Raw genomic sequence first — 20,802 nt, 5'->3', positions numbered from 1 at the left:
AGGCGTAAGTCGTCGCTAAGCCGCTGCGCGAATTCGGCAAAGACGCTTCGGCAGCGTCAAGTTAGTCTTCACGTGGGACGATAAGCGATCTCCAGGCATATCCAAGGAGCACGACACCATGGCCTTCGACCCCATCGCACGACTCCGCGCGCTGCTTGGACGGTCTGCCGGCGTGCGCGGGAAAATGGACGCCCTGAACCGGACGCAGGCCGTGATCGAGTTCGCGCTCGACGGGACCATCCTCGACGCGAACGACAACTTCCTCGCCGCGCTGGGCTACGAGCGCGCGGAGATCGTCGGCCGTCACCATCGCATGTTCGTCGCGCCGGAGGAGGCCGCGGCGCCGGAATATGCGGCTTTCTGGCAACGGCTGGCGGCGGGCGAGCCGGATGTCGGTCTCTATCGCCGCCTCGGTGCCGATGGCAGGGAAGTCTGGATCCAGGCGAGCTATAACCCCGTACTCGACCGAGCGGGTCGTCCGCTTCGTGTCGTGAAGTTCGCGACCGACGTGACGGAGCAGCGCCTGCGCAGCGCGGACATGGAAGGGCGGCTGGCCGCGATCGACAAGGCGCAGGCCGTCATCAGCTTCTCGCTGGACGGGATCATCCTGGATGCGAACGACAACTTCCTGGCCACCATGGGCTACGCGCGCGACGAGGTCGTCGGGCAGCACCACCGCATGTTCGTCGACGGCGCCGATCGCACGAGCGCGGCGTATCTCGCCTTCTGGGAGAAGCTCGGCCGCGGCGAGTACGACGCCGGCCTCTACCGCCGCGTCGACCGCAGGGGCCGCGAAGTCTGGATCCAGGGAAGCTACAACCCGATCCTCGACATGGCGGGACGCCCCTTCAAGGTCGTCAAGTACGCCACAGACGTGACGGCGCAGACGCGCGCGACACGCACGCTCCACGCGTCGCTCGCGGAGCTTGCCGACACGGTGCCGGCGATCGCCGCGCAGGCGCGCGCCACCAACGCGCTGGCGAACGAGGCGAGTCGGTCGGCGGCGGACGGCGGCGCGATGGTCGAGGCGGTCATCTCCACCATGTCCGCCATCCAGGACGGCGCGCGTGACATCGCCGAGATCGTGTCGATGATCGACTCCATCGCGTTCCAGACGAACATCCTGGCGCTCAACGCGGCGATCGAAGCCGCGCGTTCCGGCTCGCACGGCAAGGGGTTCGCGGTCGTCGCGCAGGAGGTCCGCGTCCTGTCCCAGCGGAGCGCCGAGTCCGCCCGCGAGATTCGCGCCCTGATCGAGGGCACGCTCGACCGCGTGCGCGAAGGGAGCGAGCGCAGCGGCGAAGCCGGTGTCGCCATGCGCGACATCCTCACGTCGGTGGGCACGCTGTTGGAGCGCGTCTCCGATGTGGCGCAGGCCACGAACCAGCAGGCCGGCGGCATCGACACCGTGCGCCGCGCCGTGGCGGAGCTCGCCTGAGCCTGCTTTCGGATTGGCTGACGGGGCAATGGTTCCCCGGCACGGGCCGGGTTACCGTCGGCACACCGCCAAGGAGACCCTCATGAGCAGCACCGTCATTCCCTGTCTGCGCTATGCCGACGCCCCCGCCGCCATCGATTTCCTGTGTACGGCGTTCGGTTTCCAACGCCAGGTCGTCTACGAGAGCAGTGCGCACCCCGGCCTGATCGACCACGCGCAGCTGACCTACGGCGACGGCATGATCATGCTCGGCTCCGTTCGCGACGACACCCCCTTCAGCCGTCACATGGTCCAGCCCCGTGACGTCGGTGGCCGCCAGACGCAGTGCGCCTGTGTCACCGTGGCCGACGTCCGCGCGCACTACGACGCCGCGAAGGCGGCCGGTGCCGAGATCGTCGACGACTACGAGGAAAAGGATTACGGCGGCGCTGGCTACTCGGCCCGCGATCCGGAGGGCTACCTCTGGTACTTCGGCAGCTACGACCCGTGGGCGCCAGCCACCACGTAGCCTTCAGCGCCGGCCGCTCTCGGCCATGTGCAGACGAATGGCGTCCTCGCCGATCTCCGCGAGCGCGCGCAGGCACTCCTGCTGGATCGCGTCGAGCCGCCGGGGCGCCGTGTCGAACACGCACAGCGTGCCGATGACGAACCCATCGGGGGAGTGGAGGGGACACCCCGCGTAGAAACGGATGTGGGGCTCGCCCCGCACCAGCGGGTTGTCGCGGAACCGGGCGTCGCCGCGTGCATCCTCGACCATGACCATGTCGTCGGCAAGCAGCACGTGGTTGCAGAACGCGAGGTCGCGCGGCGTCTCGGTCGCCTCGACGCCGTGGCGCGATTTGTACCACTGCCGGCGCGCGGTCAGCACCGACACGACGGATGCCGACGTGCCGGCCATGATCGCAGCGAGGCGGGTGAGGCGATCGAACGCCGGATCGGGCTCGGTATCCAGCAGGCCTGTCCGGCCTACCGCACGCAGCCTCGGCGTTTCGTCCGCCGGCACCGGGTACGTGGGGTCCTGGAGCGGGAGCAGCTCTTCCGCGACGGCCGCCGCCGGGCGCGCCAACGCCGTGCGTTCCTCGAGCAGGCGCAACACGGCCGTTCGCCGCATCCGCCGATGCCCACCCGGCGTCTTCCACGATTCCACCGCGCCGCCCTCGATCCATTTCTGCGCCGTGCTCACGGAGATGCCAAGCAGCTCGGCCGCCTCGCGGGTCGTCAGGGCAGGATCGTGGTCGTCGGATGGGGTAGGCATGGCGGGCACGTTCGAACGGTTTCCGTGGAAGTAAACAGACGGACGCTAACACAGCGCGACGTCCCGCCGGCTTGGCGAGACCTGCGCCTCGGGGCACTCGACGACCGCGCGCGTACCGGGCGGCGACAGACCGCGCCTGAATGGCCTGCGGGCTCGGATCACCCGTTAACCGTCGTTCCCGAGGATGCACGCGAGCGGACGCCAATCCTCGATAGCTTGCCGAAAACGCTTAAACCTCGGGCCCCGATTCCTCCGCCACGGGATCACCGCATGCCGACACCTCTCACACGGGCCGGATACATGCCGGGGCATCCAATGAAGGGATCGCATCGAGACAAGGACCCGCCTGTGGACGCCGTCGTCACGCAGAAAGCCGCAACCGCCCATCCCAGGGCCGCCATCGTTACCACCTGTATCCTCGCCGCGCTCGCCGGCCTCATGTTCGGACTCGACATCGGCGTCATCTCGGGCGCCACGCAGTTCATCCAGTCCGACTTCCGGGTATCCGACCGGATGATCGAGTGGATCGTCAGTTCGATGATGGCAGGCGCCGCCGTCGGTGCGCTCGGCGCCGGCTGGATGTCGGCCGTCCTCGGGCGCAAGCGATCGCTGATCCTCGCCGGCCTTCTATTCATCGTGGGCTCGCTGTTCTGCGCCTTCGCACCGTCCGCTTCGATCCTGATCGTCGCGCGCTTCGTCCTCGGCCTCGCCATTGGCGTGGCGACCTTCACCGCGCCGCTCTACCTCGCCGAGGTGGCTCCCGAGAAGATCCGCGGGGCCATGATCTCGACGTACCAGCTCATGATCACCACCGGCATCCTGCTCGCCTTTCTGTCCGACACCGCCTTCAGCGCCAGCGGCAGCTGGCGCTGGATGCTGGGCGTGATCGCGGCGCCGGGCGTGCTGTTCCTGCTCGGGCTGTTCTTCCTTCCCGACAGCCCGCGCTGGCTGATGATGCGCGGACGGCGCGACGACGCGAAGGTGGTGCTCGCGAAGCTCCGCGGCGACGCGGCCGTGGTGGAAAAGGAGATGGCGGACATCGACGAGCAACTGAAGACCCCGCAGCACGGCTGGAGCATGTTCCGCGAGAACCGGAATTTCCGCCGCTCCGTCGGCCTTGGCGTCCTGCTCCAGGCGATGCAGCAATTCACCGGCATGAACGTGGTGATGTATTACGCGCCGCGCATCTTCAAGGACATGGGCTACGACACCCACGCGCAGATGTGGTTCACGGCCGCGGTCGGCCTCACCAACGTGCTGGCGACCCTCATCGCCTTCGCCTTCGTGGATCGCCTCGGTCGCAAGCCGATCCTGTACGCGGGGTTCGCCATCATGGCGGTCGGCCTGGGCGTGGTCGGCACCATGATGGGTCTCGGCATTTCGTCGCGTGGCGAGCAGTTCTTCACCGTGGGCATGTTGCTGCTCTTCATCGTCGGCTTCGCGATGTCGGCCGGTCCGCTGATCTGGACGTTGTGCTCCGAGGTGCAGCCGTTGAAGGGGCGCGACTTCGGCATCGCCGTCTCGACGTTCACCAACTGGGTCACCAACATGATCGTCGGTGCCACGTTCCTCACGCTGCTCAGCGGCATCGGTAACGCACCGACGTTCTGGCTGTACGCCGCGCTCAACGCGGTCTTCATCGCCATCACGTTCTGGCTCGTGCCCGAAACGAAGAACGTGACGCTGGAGCAGATCGAGCGGAACCTGATGAGCGGCAAGCCGTTGCGTCGCATCGGACAGTAGTCGCCCACCTGCGATATCACGTCGCTACCAGAAAATCATTTCCGCGTCCTGAGAAACGGGGCCTCACTTCAAAAGTGCAGGCCCCGTCGCCGTTTCGGAAGAAAGTCAAAATTTTCCGAAAACTTCTATATGGCGCGTAGGCCAAATCCGACAAACTTTTTTGGCGCTCGCGTTCGTCGAGCCTGGCTGGCGTGATGCGCGGGGAAGACCCCGTGTCTCCCCAAAGCCGACATCGCCGGGAGGCGGTGTTGTTCACACATGAACGTATGAAAGGTTAATTGGATGAACCTCAAAGTTATGACTTCCGCCCTGCTTCTCGCGGGCCTGGCAGCTCCGTCTGCCTTCGCATCGACCGGCACGATCAGCTTCACCGGCTCGATCTCCAACGTGACCTGCTCGGTCAACGGCGGTACCGAGAATGGTGGCCCGGACTTCACCGTGGACATCGGCGCGGTCAGCGCCGGCGATTTCGCCAACGTGGGCGATGTCTCGGGCAGGATCGGCTTCCGCATCTACATCGGCAAGGACGGTGAGATGGCCTGCGCGAACGACACGAAGGTATGGGCGACGTTCGAAAACGGCGCGACCGTTGATACGGGCGGCGGCCTGACCGTCACCGGCGGCGCCAGTGGCGTGCGTATTCGCCTGTTCGACAAGAACAACGATCCGATCGACATCCTCGGCAACAACCAGAACAACGGTGTGAAGGAGACGGTCGTCAACCACCAGGCCATCCTGGTCTACGGCGCCGGCTACGAGTCGACCGGCACGGTGGTCGCGGGCGGCGCGAACAGCTCGGTGGTCTACACGGTCCGCTACGAGAGCTAAGCGAAGGAAATCGATCGCCGGCCACCGGCCGGCGATCGAACAGTCGAGATCTGAAGGAACGCCACGAACATGCAGGGAATCATCCGCAAAGTCATCGCGGCAGGCGCCATGTGCCTCCTCGGAACGACGCACGCCAGCGTCGTCATGAACGGTACGCGCTACGTGTATCCGTCCGATGCCCGCGAGATCACGGTCAAGGTCTCCAACGTCGGAAAACTTCCGGCCCTCACGCAGGCGTGGATCGACGACGGCGACGCGAAGTCGACGCCGGAATCCGTCGACGTGCCGTTCAACCTCACGCCGCCGATCGCGCGGCTCGAGGCCGGCAAATCACAGACGCTCCGCCTGGCCTACACCGGTTCCGACCTGCCGGGCGACCGTGAGTCGCAGTTCTGGATCAACATCCTCGAGGTGCCGCCGAAGCCGACCGACAGCGCCAACCGGAACACGATGCAGCTGGCGATCCGCTACCGCCTCAAGCTCTTCTTCCGGCCGGCGAACCTCAAGGGATCGCCCGAAGCCGCCCCCGCGACATTGCGATGGACCCGCGACGGCGAGGGCCTCTCCGTGACGAACCCGTCGGCCTTCCATGTCACCTTCAACGATGTCGCGGTCGTCGCCGGTGGCGCGAAGGCTGTGATCGAGCCGTTCTCCGTCGCGCCCGGCGCCACAGTGACGGTGAAGCCGCACGATGCGATGCCGTCGGGTGACGAGCTTCGCATCGACTACAAATACATCAACGACTTCGGCGGCTTCGTCGACGGCAGCAAACGCGTCGGTGCGCCATGATCCACGTCCGACGAACCACCCGATTCACGCGGCGGCCGCTGGCGCTCGCGCTCGCGCTGCTCGGGCCGGCGGCAGCCGACGCGGCTGCCATCGATCCCGTGTCGCCCGACCCAGCGCCGGAACCCGCGGCCCCGCAGGCGACCTTCAACAGCAGCTTCCTGCATTCATCGGGCGGCGCGGTGGACCTGTCCCGCTTCGAGCGCGGTAACGTCACGCTGGCGGGAACGTATCGGCCGACGGTGCATGTCAACGGTCAGCCGCTGCCGGGCTCGCGGTCGATCGCGTTCCGCCACGTGGCGAACAGTGAGAGCGCGCAACCCTGCTTCGACCGGAACATGCTCGTCGGCTTCGGCCTCGACACCGAGAAGCTGCGCGCCGCCACCGAAGACGCTCCGGCCACCCGCCCGCTGGGCGACGCCGCCATCTGCGGCAACCTCGGAAGCCACATTCCGGGTGCCACGGTCGACTTCGACGAGTCGGAGCAGGTGCTTCGCATCACCATTCCGCAGGCCTTCATGCGCTCGCAGGCGCGAGGCTACGTCGATCCCGAATTCTGGGAGCAGGGTGAAAACGTCGCCCTGCTCAACTACAACGCCAATACGTTCCAGGTACGCAGGGATGGCCAGCGCTCGACGAGGACCTACGTCGGTATCCAGGCGGGCGCGAATCTCGGCGGCTGGCGCCTCCGTCAACTGGGTTCGCTGAGCATCCAGTCGGGAAGGAGTCAATGGCAGAACACGCAGATGTACGCCCAGCACGATCTCACGGCGGCACGGGCGCAGCTCACCGTCGGCGAGTCGTACACCAGTGGCGACATCCTCGACAGTGTGCGCATACGGGGCGTGAGCCTCGTCAGCGATCCGCGCATGCTGCCGGCGTCGCAGCGCGGCTATGCACCCGTCATTCGTGGCGTGGCCGAGAGCAACGCGCAGGTCACGATCCGGCAGAACGGCTACATCATCCACAGCACCAGCGTGGCGCCGGGCGCGTTCGAGATCGATGACCTCTATCCCACCGGGTTCGGCAGCGACCTGGAGGTGACCATCACCGAGGCGGATGGTCGTACGAAGACCATCCTCGTGCCGTATACCTCGGTGCCGCAAATGCTTCGCGAGGGCGGATCGCGGTTCGGTGTGTGGGCAGGGCAGGTCGACGAGACGAGCGTCAGCGAGACGCCGTTCATCGCACAGGGAACGTTCCAGTATGGTCTGACGAACACGACGACCGTGTATGCAGGTACGACCGCGTCGAACAGCTACTGGTCGGGCCTTCTCGGCGCCGCCGTCAACACGCCGATCGGCGCGTTCGCGCTCGATGTCACGGGCTCGCGCGCGGCATTCCGTCGCGAAGGTGTCCGTCGGGGTGCCAGCACGCGGCTGCGCTACACGCGCAGCATCGCCAGCACGGGTACCAACTTCGGCGTCGCGGCGCAGCGCTTCTCGACACGCGATTACCTCGGCGTCGCCGATGCCGCGCGCGTGCGGAGCCTCCTCCGTCAAGGCTACGACACGACAGGCGTCGGCGGAGAGCGAAGCCGATTCGACGCCAACATCGGCCAGACGATCGGTACCGGACGGCTGTCGCTTGCCGGCTCGCTGGTCGACTACTGGGGAGGGCGCTCGCGTGGCGTGAACTACACGCTGGCTTATGGCAACAGCTGGCGCTCGATCAACTACAACGTTTCGGTCCAGAGATCGCGCATCGGAGACCTCTTCGGCCGCGACGACCGCCGGGGCGGACGCCGGCCGGGCACCGACACCACGGTATACCTTTCTCTTTCGGTGCCACTGGGCACCGCGGTGTCCGCGCCGAACTTCGGCGTCACGCACAATCGCGGAAACGACGGCGATGCGTCGACGCAGGCCACGCTCAACGGCCGTGCGGGCGATCACGACGACGTGTCCTACACGCTCGCCGCGAGCCGGAGCGAGTCCCGCCGCCGTCCGACGAGTCATTCCGGTAGCGCGAGCGTCGGCTACCGCGGATTCGCCGGTACCTATCGGGCCGGCGCGAGCCGGAGCAGCGGCGGGTCGACGCAATACTCGCTGTCCGCCACCGGTGCGGTGGTCGCCCATCGCGACGGCATCACGCTCGCCCAGGAGCTCGGGGAAACGAACGCGATCATCCACGCACCGGGCGCCGCGGGTGCGCGCATCGAGAGCCATGCCGGCGCCAGGATCGACCGCTACGGCAACGCCGTGGTGCGCAGCCTGATGCCTTACCAGCTCAATACCCTGTCGATCGACCCGATCGGGGCATCGCACGACGTCGAACTGGAGAGCACGAGCGAGTCGGTCGCTCCCCGCGCCGGCGCGTTCGTCCGGCTGGAATACAACGCCACGGTGGCCGACTCGTTGCTCATCCTCGCGACACGGCCCGACGGCGGACCGCTGCCGTTCGGCGCGTCCGTCTACGACGACGCCGGCCAGCCAGTCGGGGTGGTGGGACAGGCAAGCAGGATATTCGCGCGCGGTGCGCTTGCGGGCAGGCAGCTCACCGTGAGTTGGGGCGACGGCGAAAGCGAGGGCGGAAGCTGCCGCATCCTCGTGCCGACGGAACTCGAGGGGCTCGAGACGAAGGGCATGCATCGGTCCATCAAGGCGGCATGCGTGGACTCCGGCCCCGGCCTTGCCATGAAGAAGGCGGCCTGACCAGGAAACGACAGCACGGGACGCGGAGACGCCCGTTGAACAAGCGCACCGACGTCGACCAGTGAGGGTCGAGCGGCGCCTGCCAGAAACCAGTACGAATGGACCAGGGACAAACCGGCGGCCCGACCGCCGTCGTGAGGGAGCGCGCGCGGGAGAAACTCCTGCGCGATCTAGGCGACGCCTTCATGACCGCGTTCAACGACCCGCGCACGGTCGAGATCATGCTGAACGCCGACAGCCGCCTCTGGCAGGAGCGGCTCGGCGAAGGCATGCGCTGCATCGGCAGCATGCGGCCGAGCCAGTCGGAGGCCATCATCAAGACGACGGCGGGCTACTACGGGAAAGAGATCACGCGCTCCCACCCGGTGCTCGAATCCGAGTTTCCGCTCGACGGATCCCGCTTCGCCGCGCAACTGCCTCCCATCGTGTCCGGCCCGACGTTCGCCCTGCGCAAGAAGGCCGTCGCGATCTTCAGCCTCGCCGACTACGTCGCCAGCGACACGATGACGGCGCGGCAGCGCGACGTGCTCGTCGACGCCATCCGTCGCCATCGGAACATCCTCGTCATCGGCGGCACCGGCTCCGGCAAGACGACACTCATCAACGCGCTCATTCGCGAGATGGTCGAGATGGACGCGAAGGAACGGGTCTTCATCATCGAGGACACCGGCGAGATCCGGTGCATGGCCGAGAACTTCGTGCAGTACCGCACGTCGTTCGACATCGGCATGACGCAGCTGCTGCGCACATCTCTGCGCATGCGGCCCGACCGCATTCTCGTCGGCGAGGTGCGTGGCCCCGAAGCGCTCGACCTGCTCATGGCCTGGAACACCGGCCACGAGGGCGGTGCCGCCACCCTCCACGCCAACGACGCACGCGCCGGCCTTTCCCGGCTGGCGATGCTCATCAGCATGCACCGCGATGCGCCGCGGCCCATCGAGCCCCTGATCGGCGAAGCCGTTCACCTGCTCGTCCATATCTCGCGCACCCCCAGCGGCCGTCGCGTCCAGGAAATCGTCGCCGTCGACGGCTACGAGGATGGGCGTTATGTGCTGCGTCACCTATAAGTACCTGGAGCCACCCATGGATCGTCGTCCGTCCTCCCCGACCTCCCTCACCGGATATGCGTATGCAGCCTTGTTGCTGTGCGCACTCCTTATCCCTGGCGTCGCTCTCGCGCAGGCCACGAACCTCCCGTACGAGGACGGCCTGGCGACCTTGCGTACGTCGCTCACCGGGCCCGTGCCTTTCATCATCTCGCTCGTCGGTATCGTGGCATGCGGCGCGATGCTGATCTTCGGTGGTGAGATTAGTGGTTTTCTCCGTACGCTCGTCTTCATCGTTCTCGTCATTTCGATCATCGTGCAGGCCACGCAGGTGGTTGAGCTTCTCGGCGGTAGCTGGACCGGCGACGTGAGGCACGCTGTCGCCCTTGGGCTGCCGCTGGGCGGACTCGTCTGATGGGTATTCGAACCGTACCCATCCGGCGAGCTGGCAACCGCGACAACCTGCTCCTCGGAGGCGATCGCGAGCTGGTGATGGTTTCCGGTCTTCTCGCGGGTGCACTGATCTTCTCGGCACAAGAGGTCAAGGCGGCGACGTTCGGCGTGGCCGTCTGGTTCGCCGCCCTGCAAGCCTTCCGCCTCATGGCCAAGGCCGACCCGAAGATGCGTTACGTGTATCTTCGGCAGCGCCTGTACAAGAAGTACTACCCGCCCCGCTCGACGCCGTTTCGCGTGAACGGCCCGGCGGAGGAGAGGCAGTACCGATGATGGCCTGGATCATCGGGGGGATGGCGGTCGTTACCGCCGTCCTCGTCGCCCTGCTCGTCGCGCGCATCCGCCGGCTGGACGCCGAGCCCAAGCTCGATTTCCGTCGACCGCATGGGCAAGCCGTGGCGGACCTTCTCAACTACGCGGCCGTCGCGGACGACGGTGTGATCGTGTGCAAGAACGGTGCGTTCATGGCGGCCTGGATGTTCCAGGGCGACGACGCGGCGAGCAGCACGGACGAGCAACGCGAAACCGCGTCGATGCGCGTCAATCAGGCGCTGGCCCGGCTGGGCAACGGCTGGATGCTGCACGTCGACGCGGTGCGCAAGCCCGCGCGCGGCTACAGCGAGCCGTCGGAGTCGTTCTTCCCCGATCCCGTCTCGGCGGCGATCGACGAGGAACGGCGCCGCCTGTTCCGCAGCCTCGGCACGACCTACGAGGGCTACCTCGTGGTGACGCTCACCTACTTTCCGCCGCAGATCGCGCAGCGGAAGTTCGTGGAGATGATGTTCGACGACGACACCGAGGTCGCCGGCAGCACGGAACGCACGCGCAGCCTGATCGCCGACTTCCAGCGCGAGTGCCGGAGTTTCGAAAGCCGCCTTTCCGGCGTCTTCCGCATGGAGCGCCTGCGCGGTCAGCGCACGGTGACCGAGGAAGGCCGTCCGGTGACGCACGACGACTTCCTGCGCTGGCTGCAGTTCTGCGTCACGGGCCTCGATCACCCCATCGCGCTGCCGGATAACCCGGTGTACATCGATGCGCTCGTCGGCGGCCAGGAGATATGGACGGGCGTCGCACCGCGCATCGGTCGCCGCTTCGTGCAGGTCGTGGCGATCGAGGGGTTTCCCATGGAGTCGTACCCGGGCATCCTCGCGTCGCTCGCCGAGCTGCCGAGCGAGTACCGCTGGTCGAACCGCTTCATCTTCATGGATCCCCACGAAGCGCTGCGGCAGATGGAGAAGTTCCGCAAGAAGTGGCGGCAGAAGGTGCGCGGCTTCTTCGACCAGATCTTCCAGACGAACACTGGCTCGGTGAACTACGACGCGCTGTCGATGATGCACGACGCCGAGGCGGCGATCGGCGAGATCAACAGCGGGCTGGTCGCGCAGGGGTATTACACGAGCGTCGTGGTCGTCTCCGACGACGACCGGTCGCGCCTGGACCGCTCGGTGCGCCAGATCGAAAAGGCGATCAACGCCCGTGGCTTCGCCGCGCGCATCGAAACCATCAACACGATGGACGCGCTGCTCGGCAGCTTCCCTGGCCACGGCGTGGAGAATGTGCGGCGGCCGCAGATCAACACGCTGAACCTCGCCGACCTTCTCCCGAGCTCGACGATCTGGACGGGCCAGGCGGTCGCCCCGTGTCCGATGTACCCACCGGGCTCGCCACCGCTAATGCAGTGCGTGACGCAGGGCGCCACGCCGTTCCGGCTGAACCTCCACGTGAACGACCTGGGGCACACGTTCCTGTTCGGTCCGACCGGTGCGGGCAAATCGACACACCTGGGTCTCCTGGCGGCGCAGTTCCGCCGCTACAAGGACATGTCGCTGTATTGCTTCGACAAGGGTCGTTCGCTGTATCCCCTGGTCAAGGCGTGCGGCGGCCTGCACTTCGACGTGGCAGGCGACGACGACACGCTGGCGTTCTGTCCCCTGCAGTTCCTTGAGAGCAAGGGTGACCGCGGCTGGGCCATGGAGTGGATCGACTCGATGCTCGCGCTGAACGGGGTGCAGACGACGCCCGCCCAGCGCAACGAGATCGCGAGCGCACTGTTGTCCATGCACCAGTCGGGCGCGACGACGCTGTCCGAGTTCGTGCTGATGATCCAGGACGAGACGATTCGCGAGGCGCTGAAGGTCTATACGGCCGACGGCAGCATGGGTCACCTTCTCGACGCGTCGGTCGATGGACTCCGCCTCTCGGATTTCGCGGTGTTCGAGATCGAGGACCTGCTGAACCTCGGCGACAAGTTCGTGCTGCCGGTGCTGCTCTACCTGTTCCGTCGCATCGAGAAGTCGCTGATGGGGCAGCCGGCCGCGATCATCCTCGACGAGGCGTGGCTGATGCTGGGGCATCCCGTGTTCCGCGCGAAGATCCGCGAGTGGCTCAAGGTGTTGCGCAAGTCGAACTGCCTCGTGGTCATGGCGACGCAGAGCCTTTCCGACGCCGCCAATTCCGGGATCCTCGACGTCATCGTCGAATCCACCGCGACGAAGATCTTCCTGCCCAACCCCTACGCCCGCGACGACGACGCGGCCGCGCTTTACCGGCGCATGGGGCTGAACGCGAGGCAGATCGAGATCCTCGCCACGGCCGTGCAGAAACGCCACTACTACTACATGTCCGACAAGGGCCGGCGTTTGTACGATCTGGCGCTGGGTCCGCTCGCGCTCGCATTCATCGGCAACACCGACAAGGAATCCATCGCCACCATCCGCACGCTCGAGGCGCGCTATGGCGACGAATGGATACACGACTGGCTGCAACTGAAGGGTCTGAACCTGGCCGACTACGGAGTCTGAGCATGATCAAACAGAAGAAGAGGAGGGCGCAACGTACGTCCTCTCCGGGACTTCCCCATCCCTACCTGAACGCAAAGCGCACCTGGAACTCGCATGTCGGCAGCCTGATCGCGTCCCGCACGCTATGGCAGGCCGTCGCTCTCATCAGCCTGCTGGTCGCCTTCGCCGCCGTCGGCGGCGTGGTCTACATCGGCAGCCAGTCGAAGTTCGTGCCGTACGTCGTCGAGGTCAACAAGCTGGGCGAGGCCATGGCCGTCGCGCCGGCCAGCCAGGCGGCGAAGGTCGACCAGCGCATCGTCCGCGCGTCGGTCGCCGAGTACATCGTCAACGCCCGTACCGTCACACCCGACATCGCCATGCAGCGCCGGGCGATCTTCAAGGTGTACGCGCTGATGAACCCCGGCAGCGCGGCCACGCGGAAGATGACGGCGTACCTCAACGGCAATCCGGAGACCAATCCGTTCAAGCGCGCGGAGAAGCAGACGGTGAACGTCGAGATCGTCTCGGCGATCCCGCAGACGTCGGCCACCTGGCAGGTCGACTGGATCGAGACGCAGCGCACCCGCAAGGGCGAGGTGATGGGCAAGCCCTATCGCATGCGCGCGATGCTCAACGTCAGCAGCCATCCCATGGCGCCCGACGCGACCGACGACCAGATCCGCCTGAACCCGATGGGCGTCTATGTCTCCGATTACTCCTGGACCAAGCAGTTCTGAGGAAGCACGAACAATGAAAACAGCCCTCACGATCGCCGCGGCGGCGATGCTCATGGCAGGTACGGCCGGCGCGACCACCGAGACGGAGCTCGCGAACCAGTTCTTCTCGAACGACAATCCGAAACTCACCGATCAGGAAAAGGCGGGTCTCGACATCTCCCGCAAGTGGATCGCGAGCACCGCCGCGTCGGTCAAACCGGTACCCGGGCCCGACGGCACGATCCGGTTCCTCTACGGCCAGTCGCAGCCAAGCATCGTCTGCGCGGTGCTGCAGGTCTGCGACGTCGAGCTGGAGCCGGGCGAACAGGTCAGCTCCGTGAACGTCGGCGACGCCGTGCGCTGGCTGGTCGAACCCGCGCTCTCGGGCGCGGGTGACGAGGCGGTGCAGCATCTCGTGATCAAGCCGCTGGACGTCGGACTGGAGACGTCGCTGATGGTCACGACCGATCGGCGCACCTACCACCTCCGCCTCCGTTCACACCGCACGGAGTACATGCCGCGGGTGGCGTTCAGCTACCCGGAGGCGGCCGCCTCGAAGTGGGCCGCGGTGAAGAAGCGCACGGTGAACGCCCAGGCGGCGAAGGAGTCGACGAAGGGCAAGGAGTACCTGGGCAACCTCGACTTCGCCTACCGCGTGAGCGGCAACGCGCCGTTCAAGCCGGTGCGCGTCTACAACGACGGCGTGAAGACGATCATCGAGATGCCGAAGACGTTCGCGCAGGGCGAGGCGCCGACGCTGCTCGTCGTCCGCGAAAGCGGCAGCGTGTTCAAGAAGGACGACCAGGTGATGGTCAACTACCGGGTCCAGGACGGCCGCTACATCGTCGACACGCTCTTCGAGAGGGCGGTGCTCGTCGCCGGCGTCGGCGTCGGACAGCGCAAGGTGACGATCGAGAGGCGCCGATGAATGCCCGTGGCATCGCCATCACCTTGAGCGCGGTCGCGCTGGCCGCCTGCGCGCATCGGCCGCGCAAGGTCTACATCGCCGATAACGACCCGCTTCTCCACGCCATCGTCGCCGACGTGTCGGACGGCATCGGCGAGGTCTACGAAGCGAGCGAGACGATCCTCATTCCGACGCGGGCGATGACCGGTACGTTCAACAACACGCTGATCAACGCGTTGCGCGACCGGGGCTTCACGTTTCGCGCCGACGGTATCGGCGAGCCGTTCGACTGCCGCGTCGACGTGTTCGAGGGGCCGATCTACCGGGTGGAGGCGCACGTGGGCACGACCACGCTCTCGCGTCTCTGGGTGCTCAACGGCGCCGACGCCTACTCCGGTGGGTCGTGGGCGAGGACGGAGTGATGGCAGTGGAAAAACGACCCTCCCAGATCGAAAGCCCGGATGTCGATGACGAGCGCCTGCCGCGTCCGGGCGAGTCCTCGTTGGGCGTGCGCCGTGTCAACAACGTTCCCCTGGTCATCATCGGCGGTGTCCTGGTCGTGTTCGTCGTGCTGGTCGCGATGGTGGCGGCGCAGCGTGGCGAACGAAAGCCGGTGGATGCGCCGGAGGTGCCGCTTGCCGAGAACAACCAGGCGCTGGATCAGATGCTCGCTAACGGTGCCCTGGGTGGCATCGTGCCCGACCCGGATGAGAGCCGTGCGCCCTCGTTTCCCGTGGCGCGCGTCGAGGACCCCGACATGCCACCGCCGCCGCCACCGCCGGCGGCGGACGCCAAGGACAAGGACGAGATGGCGTCCGAAAGGATGAAGCTGTTCCGCACAGCGATGGCCGCGAAGACCGGGCTTACGAAGATGGCGGAACCACATGCCACCGTGCCGGCCGACAGGGAGAAAGGCGCGGAAAATCCGGGGGTGGGGGCAGCGGAATCCGGCGAGACGGATACACGCGTGCCCGTGGCGGCGGCCGGAGACTACGGCAAGTACGATCGTACCTCGTCCGATGGCAAGGAAAAGAAAGATCGCTGGCTGCTTGGATCGGATGTGGAAGCGCCCCGGACGACGTATGAGGTGCGGGCGGGCTCTGTCATCCCGGCGACGATGATTTCCGGCATCAATTCGGACCTGCCAGGTCAGATCGTCGCGCAGGTAAGTCAGGATGTCTTCGACACGGCGACAGGTCGTTTCCGGCTTATTCCTCAGGGATCGAAACTGGTGGGCCGATACAACCACCGGGTCATCATGGGGCAGTCGCGTGTACTGGTGGCCTGGCAACGCCTCACGTTTCCCGACGGCAAGGTGATCGACATCGGTGCCATGGAAGGCGTCGACGGAGCGGGGTACGCCGGCTTCGGCGACAAGGTCGATCGACACTACCTACGCCTGTTCGGCTCCGCGATCCTCATGTCCGCCGTGACATCGGGACTGACGTCGTCTCGCGTCGATCCGGACAACGATCCGTTCGGCTCATCCAACGCATCGACGCTCAGCCAGAGCCTCGCGCAGGAGATCGGTCAGGTGGCGACGAAAATGATCGAAAAGAACATGGATATCGCCCCGACGCTGAAGATACGTCCGGGCTACCGCTTCAACGTGATGGCCGTGAAGGACCTCACGTTCGAAAAGCCGTATCAGGCGTTCGATTACTGATCGGCATGCTTGCCAGGAGCCGGATCACCCGGAGAAACATATGAAAGGAAATCGCATGAAAAGAATGCTCAAAAGAACGACGTGCTGCCTCGTTGCGGCCACCGGCACGGCCTTGTCGGTGCCCTCCCACGCCATGATCCCCGTCTGGGATGTGCCGAACTTCATCGTGAATGTCGGGCAGAAGATCATGCTCATGCGCATCAGTCATCAGCTCGAAGACAAGGGCGAAGGCACCATCAACTACAACACGACCTGGATCGACAAGAGTACGAGGAACATCGACAACAGTACGCACAATATCGATGTCACGACGGACAATAGCTACCGCCTGGACATCACCAACACGAACATCGACGCCAGCTTTACCTGGATCATCAACAACGACGCAGGCGGTGGCGAGATCATTCCGATACCGAGGAAGCTCAAGGACAAGCTGGCGGAGGTGATGAAGAGCCAGAGCGTCGATCAATACACGTCGCACTACAAGGAGTACTCGGAGTACGCGAGCAATCCCTTCGGTCGTTATGGCGACGACGCGGTCGTCGAGAGCGCTCGCGCGCGTCGGGCGGCGAACACCGCGCTCGTTGAGGCGGTGGTCAGTCAGGAGGCTGAACTCGACTCCGATGCCCGGGCACTGAAGACGCTCCAGGAGAAAGCGGCGAAAGCCGAGGGGCGTAACGCCCAGCTCCAGATCGGTAACGCCATCGCGGCATCCGAAGTGAACCAATTGGCGAAGATGCGCTCGATGATGGTCGTCGCCGAAGCCCAGCGCGTCGCCGAGGCGCAGGCGCGTGCGGACAAGGAGGCTCGCGCGGTCGCCGTGGGTAGTTCCATGCGTCACGGCCTGGATGACGCCATCCGACATACCGTCGCGCCGGCGCCCGTCTACTGATCGATGGCGACGCGGTCCCGCGTCGCCATCTCCCCTTTTCCGGCGTTCGCCGGACCGCTCTATCCGGTTCATACACATGTCCCTTCGCTACGTCTCATGGACGCTGTTCATCGGCTTCCTTTGCCTCATGGCCGGCACCGCGAATGCCGCACCGGAGCAGATCAGGCCGGACGAGCTCGTCGATGATGTTCTGCGGTCGATCACCTCCTATTCGGTGAATGACTCGGTCTTCGTCGGTGCGAAGACATTGTTCTGGTCCCTGGCTGTGATCAGCCTCGTCTGGACGATGGGGACCCTCGTCGTGCGCCAAGACATGGGCGAAATGATGATGGAGTTTCTGCGCTTCATCATTGTCACGGGCATCTTCTACTGGCTTCTCATCAACGCCAGCGACCATGCGGGCGGCGACGGATTCATCGTCGACATCGTGCAGTCCTTCCTCCAGATGGCGAACGGCGACCCGTCGGACACGCTCATCAGGAGCAAGGCGACGGGGATACTCGCCCGGGGTCTTTCCGTCTTCTATCACGTCATCGACGAAACGGGTGATGGCAACATGGCCGACCAGATCCTGAGCGGCTTGATCGCCATCCTCATTCTCATGGTCTGCGCGCTCATGGCGGCCCAATATGTTCTCGTCCTCGTCATGGCATGGGTTCTTGGCTATGCGGGGATATTCCTCCTCGGCTTCGGCGGTTCCCGTTGGACATCGCAGATCGCCATCAACTATTACAAACACGTCGTCGCCGTCGGCGCGGCCCTCCTCGTCATCGCGATCGTCGGCGTTGTGGCCGCCGACCTGCTCGAGAACCTCAAGTACGAGTTGAACCACCGGGCCTACTCGGCCTACCCGTATCTGGGGCTCATGCTTGCGGCCTGCACGCTGATGATGGTGCTATCGATCAGAGTGCCGCAGATGATCTACACGCTGGTCACCGGGTCGACGCTTGGCATGGTCGCCGGTTCGGCGACCGCCGCGGGTACGGCCATCGCCAGCGCCGGTAGCGCCGCGTATTGGTCGGCGGCGGGACGGCCGGGCCCCGGGCATGGCGGATCGCCGCATGGTGGCGGCTCCACGTTCCGATCCGATTCGGTCATGGATGCGGTGCAGCGATCGGCCGTCATGTCGGGCGGCATGACCGATCCGTTCCATGTGCAATCGGGCAGCGATCCGTTCGGCGTGCCGCGTCGGGCCGATCCCCACCGAAGCGGGGGGGAAAGTGTGTTCGGCGATACGCCGCGGGGTACGTCGACGGGCGCCGACAGCATCATGCGTGCATCGTCGGGGCACGGGCGTAAGGACGTCGCGTGGGCGACGCCCGATGTTGGCGACATCGCACAGCATGACGTCCGTGCCGGGAGCGAAACATCCACGCAGGCAGCGCGGGGCGCTACGCGTGGCACGGCCACGTCGACGGCGCGATCGGCGGATGCCGCCGTCGAGGCTTCGCGCGACGATACGATCGTCGACGCGACGTCGTTCGGGCACGCGAGTCGGGAGAGTTCGGTTCTGCCCCACGACGAAAGTGGTAGGCCTGGAGTGGATGCCCGCGTTCGCGTGGCATCGCAAGACGCCGCGTCCGCGCTCGACGCGACACGTGACGTCGCGGCCCCGAATGCATCGCTACACGACGATGCCACCGACCAGGCAAGCTCTCGAGAAGTCCGGCACGAGGGCGTGCGTCCCGAGCGGCACGCCCATGTCGACCATCATCGCTTCGAGCCGGAGCCTGGCTCGCAAGACCGGGTCGGCACCGATGCGGCAGCCCGGACGCTCGTGGACGAAGCGCGCGTATCGCCGCTCGATGTGGAGCGGGCGGGCGTCTCGCGTGGCGACGTCGAGCATCGCGCTCCGGCCGCCGGCCGCATCGATACCGACGTGACCTCCAGCGACGACGCGCACTCTCAATCCGGAAACACGATCGCATCGCCGGCTGCATCCAGGCATGGCGCTCCCGACCGCCACCATGTCGACACGAGTGCCGTAGCGGGCAGCGCCGATGTCGAGCTCCCGCCGCCGGAACTCGTCATGCGCGACGAGCGAGCGGCTGCAGACCGTGTCGGAACGAGCGATACCGTCACTGCGACGGCGGCCTCGACGATCGCCTCGACGACCGCGAACTCGACCGTGCTTCGCGAAAGCGACGGTGTACCTCGACCGGATCTCTCGCCAGCCGGGGTGACCGAGTCCATGGAGGCTACGCGTCCGGTCGGAGGGGATGCCGAGCATCGCACGGGCGTCGCGGCGAATGGCTCGCCGACGATAGCGAAAAACACCGATGTCCGCATGGCTGCGATTCCGGCCGCGTCGATCACGAACCCGATCGACCGTGCCGACCCGAACGCGATCGAATCGAACGAGTCGGCTCGGCATGCCTTGCCAGACGGCGATCACGTCGACCGGGTCGTGCATGAGCGGAAGAGCGACGTCCGGGCGGGTGACGCCACGTCGTCGGTGAGTGCGACGACGGAGTCGACCGCCGTCGCCATGGAAGAGCACGCCCCGGTATCGATCTCGCGCACGGTGACTCCGTCGGCGGCGGAAGGCACGCTTTTCGCCCAAACCGGGGCATCGGATCACACGGGCAACATACCGACCACTGACAAACACGTGGCCGAAAAGCGCATGTCGCCGCTCGATCCCACGGAAGAGGGGTCTCATCGATCCGTCCACCGGGATGGTGGGATGGAAGCGGCTGCCACCACGTCCGGCGAATCAGCGTCGAGAGTGACGTCCGACGCGACCGACAGGGGAGCTGTTTCCGCGACCTCCGTCGCCGCGACGCGGACGGCCGACGATGCCGCCCGCGGCGAAGCGGCAGCGAGCTCGCGCACCGATGCACTCGTGGAGGCTCGCATCGCGGCGCAGGGCAACGCGGCGGGGCCTGCAGCGACGCCGGAGGGCGGAGAGCAAACCCATCTTCAGGGCGACATGCACTCGGCAAAGCCGATCGGGGATGCCACCGTCACGGTCGACGAAAGCGCGACAACGGCGCCGCAACCCACGCGTGCAACGGACGACGATGGGGAGACGGAAACTCGCGACGGCCGTCCTCGCAAAGTCCGCACGGCGAAATCCTCCTATCCGGAGGGGCGACCGTCGCCGGACGAGACGACGACGAACCTGCAACCGAACGACGACGAGCCCACGGAGGATCCATCGTGATCGATACCTTGCCGGATATTCCGCCCCACCAGCAGGAAATGGTGACCTGCGCGCTTGGTGCCGCGCTTGCCTACGACGTACCCGCCAACGTGCTTCTCGCGATCGCCGAAAAGGAAGCCGGAAAGCCTGGACAATGGGTGCGCAATGAGAACGGCACCTTCGACGTTGGGTCACTGCAGTTCAATACGGCATATCTGCGCGATCTGTCGCGCTTCGGCATCACGGCGAAGGATGTCGCCGCGCCGGGTTGCTACCCGTACCTCCTCGCGGCATGGCGAATTCGCGGCCATCTGCGCCAGGACGCGGGAGACGTGTGGACGCGCGCGTCGAATTACCACTCGCGCACACCGAAATACAACGCGCGCTACCGCTCGGATCTGATCCGTCGTGCGGCGCGCTGGACCACCTGGCTGGACAGCCATTTGCCCACCCACGAAGCGAACGTGGATACCCACCTTACGGAGAGAGGTCA

Annotated in this window: 17 protein-coding genes and 1 pseudogene; 17 read left to right on the top strand and 1 reads right to left on the bottom strand. The window is 65.9% G+C overall.

The features are described from left to right. Window positions 1–118: 118 nt before the first annotated feature. A complete protein-coding gene (locus tag BMW54_RS17945; RefSeq protein ID WP_090058892.1) occupies window positions 119–1,438 on the top strand; it encodes a methyl-accepting chemotaxis protein in 1,320 nt (439 codons plus the stop codon). Window positions 1,439–1,520: 82 nt separating this feature from the next. Next, entirely contained in the window at window positions 1,521–1,946 is a 426-nt protein-coding gene (locus tag BMW54_RS17940) for a VOC family protein (protein WP_090058890.1), read from the top strand. A gap of 3 nt (window positions 1,947–1,949) precedes the next feature. Here the strand turns inward: BMW54_RS17940 and BMW54_RS17935 are convergent, their stop codons facing one another. Next, window positions 1,950–2,693, bottom strand: a complete 744-nt coding sequence (locus tag BMW54_RS17935; RefSeq protein ID WP_090058888.1) for a GAF domain-containing protein — start codon at window positions 2,691–2,693, stop codon at window positions 1,950–1,952. Window positions 2,694–3,041: 348 nt separating this feature from the next. On the opposite strand from BMW54_RS17935, the gene BMW54_RS17930 reads away from it, so the two are divergent. The 15 genes and pseudogenes from BMW54_RS17930 to BMW54_RS17860 form a co-directional block, all read left to right on the top strand. Beyond that, window positions 3,042–4,436, top strand: a complete 1,395-nt coding sequence (locus BMW54_RS17930) for a sugar porter family MFS transporter (protein ID WP_304441817.1) — start codon at window positions 3,042–3,044, stop codon at window positions 4,434–4,436. 282 nt (window positions 4,437–4,718) lie between these two features. Beyond that, the gene (locus tag BMW54_RS17925) at window positions 4,719–5,264 is read left to right on the top strand and encodes a fimbrial protein (RefSeq protein ID WP_090058883.1); all 546 of its coding nucleotides are present in this window, start codon (window positions 4,719–4,721) and stop codon (window positions 5,262–5,264) included. Window positions 5,265–5,333: 69 nt separating this feature from the next. Next, entirely contained in the window at window positions 5,334–6,053 is a 720-nt protein-coding gene (locus BMW54_RS17920) for a fimbrial biogenesis chaperone (RefSeq protein WP_090058880.1), read from the top strand. Then, on the top strand, window positions 6,050–8,704 hold the full coding sequence (locus tag BMW54_RS17915) for a fimbria/pilus outer membrane usher protein (RefSeq protein ID WP_090058878.1): 2,655 nt from the start codon (window positions 6,050–6,052) through the stop codon (window positions 8,702–8,704). The genes BMW54_RS17920 and BMW54_RS17915 overlap by 4 nt, the downstream gene beginning before the upstream one ends. A 98-nt stretch (window positions 8,705–8,802) precedes the next feature. Beyond that, window positions 8,803–9,771, top strand: a complete 969-nt coding sequence (trbB, locus tag BMW54_RS17910) for a P-type conjugative transfer ATPase TrbB (protein WP_090058875.1) — start codon at window positions 8,803–8,805, stop codon at window positions 9,769–9,771. A gap of 16 nt (window positions 9,772–9,787) precedes the next feature. Further along, on the top strand, window positions 9,788–10,165 hold the full coding sequence (locus tag BMW54_RS17905) for a TrbC/VirB2 family protein (RefSeq protein WP_090059086.1): 378 nt from the start codon (window positions 9,788–9,790) through the stop codon (window positions 10,163–10,165). Further along, window positions 10,165–10,476, top strand: coding sequence for a conjugal transfer protein TrbD (locus BMW54_RS17900; protein ID WP_090058873.1), 312 nt, complete (start codon window positions 10,165–10,167; stop codon window positions 10,474–10,476). The genes BMW54_RS17905 and BMW54_RS17900 overlap by 1 nt, the downstream gene beginning before the upstream one ends. Then, window positions 10,473–13,004, top strand: coding sequence for a VirB4 family type IV secretion/conjugal transfer ATPase (locus BMW54_RS17895; protein ID WP_090058870.1), 2,532 nt, complete (start codon window positions 10,473–10,475; stop codon window positions 13,002–13,004). Before BMW54_RS17900 ends, BMW54_RS17895 begins: the two co-directional genes overlap by 4 nt. Before the next feature lie 2 nt (window positions 13,005–13,006). Then, window positions 13,007–13,720, top strand: a complete 714-nt coding sequence (locus BMW54_RS17890; RefSeq protein ID WP_090058867.1) for a VirB8/TrbF family protein — start codon at window positions 13,007–13,009, stop codon at window positions 13,718–13,720. Window positions 13,721–13,733: 13 nt separating this feature from the next. Continuing rightward, window positions 13,734–14,627: a P-type conjugative transfer protein TrbG gene (gene trbG / locus BMW54_RS17885; protein WP_090058865.1), complete on the top strand. Its 894-nt coding sequence runs from the start codon at window positions 13,734–13,736 to the stop codon at window positions 14,625–14,627. After that, complete coding sequence (locus BMW54_RS17880; RefSeq protein WP_090058862.1) at window positions 14,624–15,028, top strand: hypothetical protein; 405 nt, start codon at window positions 14,624–14,626, stop codon at window positions 15,026–15,028. The genes trbG and BMW54_RS17880 overlap by 4 nt, the downstream gene beginning before the upstream one ends. Next, the gene (locus tag BMW54_RS17875) at window positions 15,028–16,272 is read left to right on the top strand and encodes a TrbI/VirB10 family protein (RefSeq protein ID WP_090058860.1); all 1,245 of its coding nucleotides are present in this window, start codon (window positions 15,028–15,030) and stop codon (window positions 16,270–16,272) included. Before BMW54_RS17880 ends, BMW54_RS17875 begins: the two co-directional genes overlap by 1 nt. A 40-nt stretch (window positions 16,273–16,312) precedes the next feature. After that, complete coding sequence (locus tag BMW54_RS17870) at window positions 16,313–17,164, top strand: TrbJ/VirB5 family protein (RefSeq protein ID WP_139206141.1); 852 nt, start codon at window positions 16,313–16,315, stop codon at window positions 17,162–17,164. 76 nt (window positions 17,165–17,240) lie between these two features. Beyond that, a complete protein-coding gene (gene trbL / locus BMW54_RS17865) occupies window positions 17,241–20,330 on the top strand; it encodes a P-type conjugative transfer protein TrbL (RefSeq protein WP_175472922.1) in 3,090 nt (1,029 codons plus the stop codon). 8 nt (window positions 20,331–20,338) lie between these two features. Continuing rightward, window positions 20,339–20,767: pseudogene (locus BMW54_RS17860) on the top strand (muramidase); the annotation flags it as partial. Between the last annotated feature and the right edge of the window lie 35 nt (window positions 20,768–20,802).

The organism is Luteibacter sp. 329MFSha, from assembly GCF_900111665.1.
In the GTDB taxonomy this organism is placed as follows: Bacteria; Pseudomonadota; Gammaproteobacteria; order Xanthomonadales; family Rhodanobacteraceae; genus Luteibacter.
Note: the sequence above shows the minus strand (reverse complement) of the source record. Positions and strands in the feature narration are given on the sequence as shown.

Bases quoted from the DNA above. Each gene is read 5' to 3' on its own strand.
- BMW54_RS17925 (WP_090058883.1), top strand. From the start codon at position 4,719: ATGAACCTCAAAGTTATGACTTCCGCCCTGCTTCTCGCGGGCCTGGCA.
- BMW54_RS17895 (WP_090058870.1), top strand. From the start codon at position 10,473: ATGATGGCCTGGATCATCGGGGGGATGGCGGTCGTTACCGCCGTCCTC.
- BMW54_RS17915 (WP_090058878.1), top strand. From the start codon at position 6,050: ATGATCCACGTCCGACGAACCACCCGATTCACGCGGCGGCCGCTGGCG.
- BMW54_RS17875 (WP_090058860.1), top strand. From the start codon at position 15,028: ATGGCAGTGGAAAAACGACCCTCCCAGATCGAAAGCCCGGATGTCGAT.
- BMW54_RS17940 (WP_090058890.1), top strand. From the start codon at position 1,521: ATGAGCAGCACCGTCATTCCCTGTCTGCGCTATGCCGACGCCCCCGCC.
- BMW54_RS17935 (WP_090058888.1), bottom strand. From the start codon at position 2,693: ATGCCTACCCCATCCGACGACCACGATCCTGCCCTGACGACCCGCGAG.
- BMW54_RS17870 (WP_139206141.1), top strand. From the start codon at position 16,313: ATGAAAGGAAATCGCATGAAAAGAATGCTCAAAAGAACGACGTGCTGC.
- trbG (WP_090058865.1), top strand. From the start codon at position 13,734: ATGAAAACAGCCCTCACGATCGCCGCGGCGGCGATGCTCATGGCAGGT.
- trbL (WP_175472922.1), top strand. From the start codon at position 17,241: ATGTCCCTTCGCTACGTCTCATGGACGCTGTTCATCGGCTTCCTTTGC.
- BMW54_RS17920 (WP_090058880.1), top strand. From the start codon at position 5,334: ATGCAGGGAATCATCCGCAAAGTCATCGCGGCAGGCGCCATGTGCCTC.
- BMW54_RS17945 (WP_090058892.1), top strand. From the start codon at position 119: ATGGCCTTCGACCCCATCGCACGACTCCGCGCGCTGCTTGGACGGTCT.
- trbB (WP_090058875.1), top strand. From the start codon at position 8,803: ATGGACCAGGGACAAACCGGCGGCCCGACCGCCGTCGTGAGGGAGCGC.
- BMW54_RS17900 (WP_090058873.1), top strand. From the start codon at position 10,165: ATGGGTATTCGAACCGTACCCATCCGGCGAGCTGGCAACCGCGACAAC.
- BMW54_RS17880 (WP_090058862.1), top strand. From the start codon at position 14,624: ATGAATGCCCGTGGCATCGCCATCACCTTGAGCGCGGTCGCGCTGGCC.
- BMW54_RS17890 (WP_090058867.1), top strand. From the start codon at position 13,007: ATGATCAAACAGAAGAAGAGGAGGGCGCAACGTACGTCCTCTCCGGGA.
- BMW54_RS17905 (WP_090059086.1), top strand. From the start codon at position 9,788: ATGGATCGTCGTCCGTCCTCCCCGACCTCCCTCACCGGATATGCGTAT.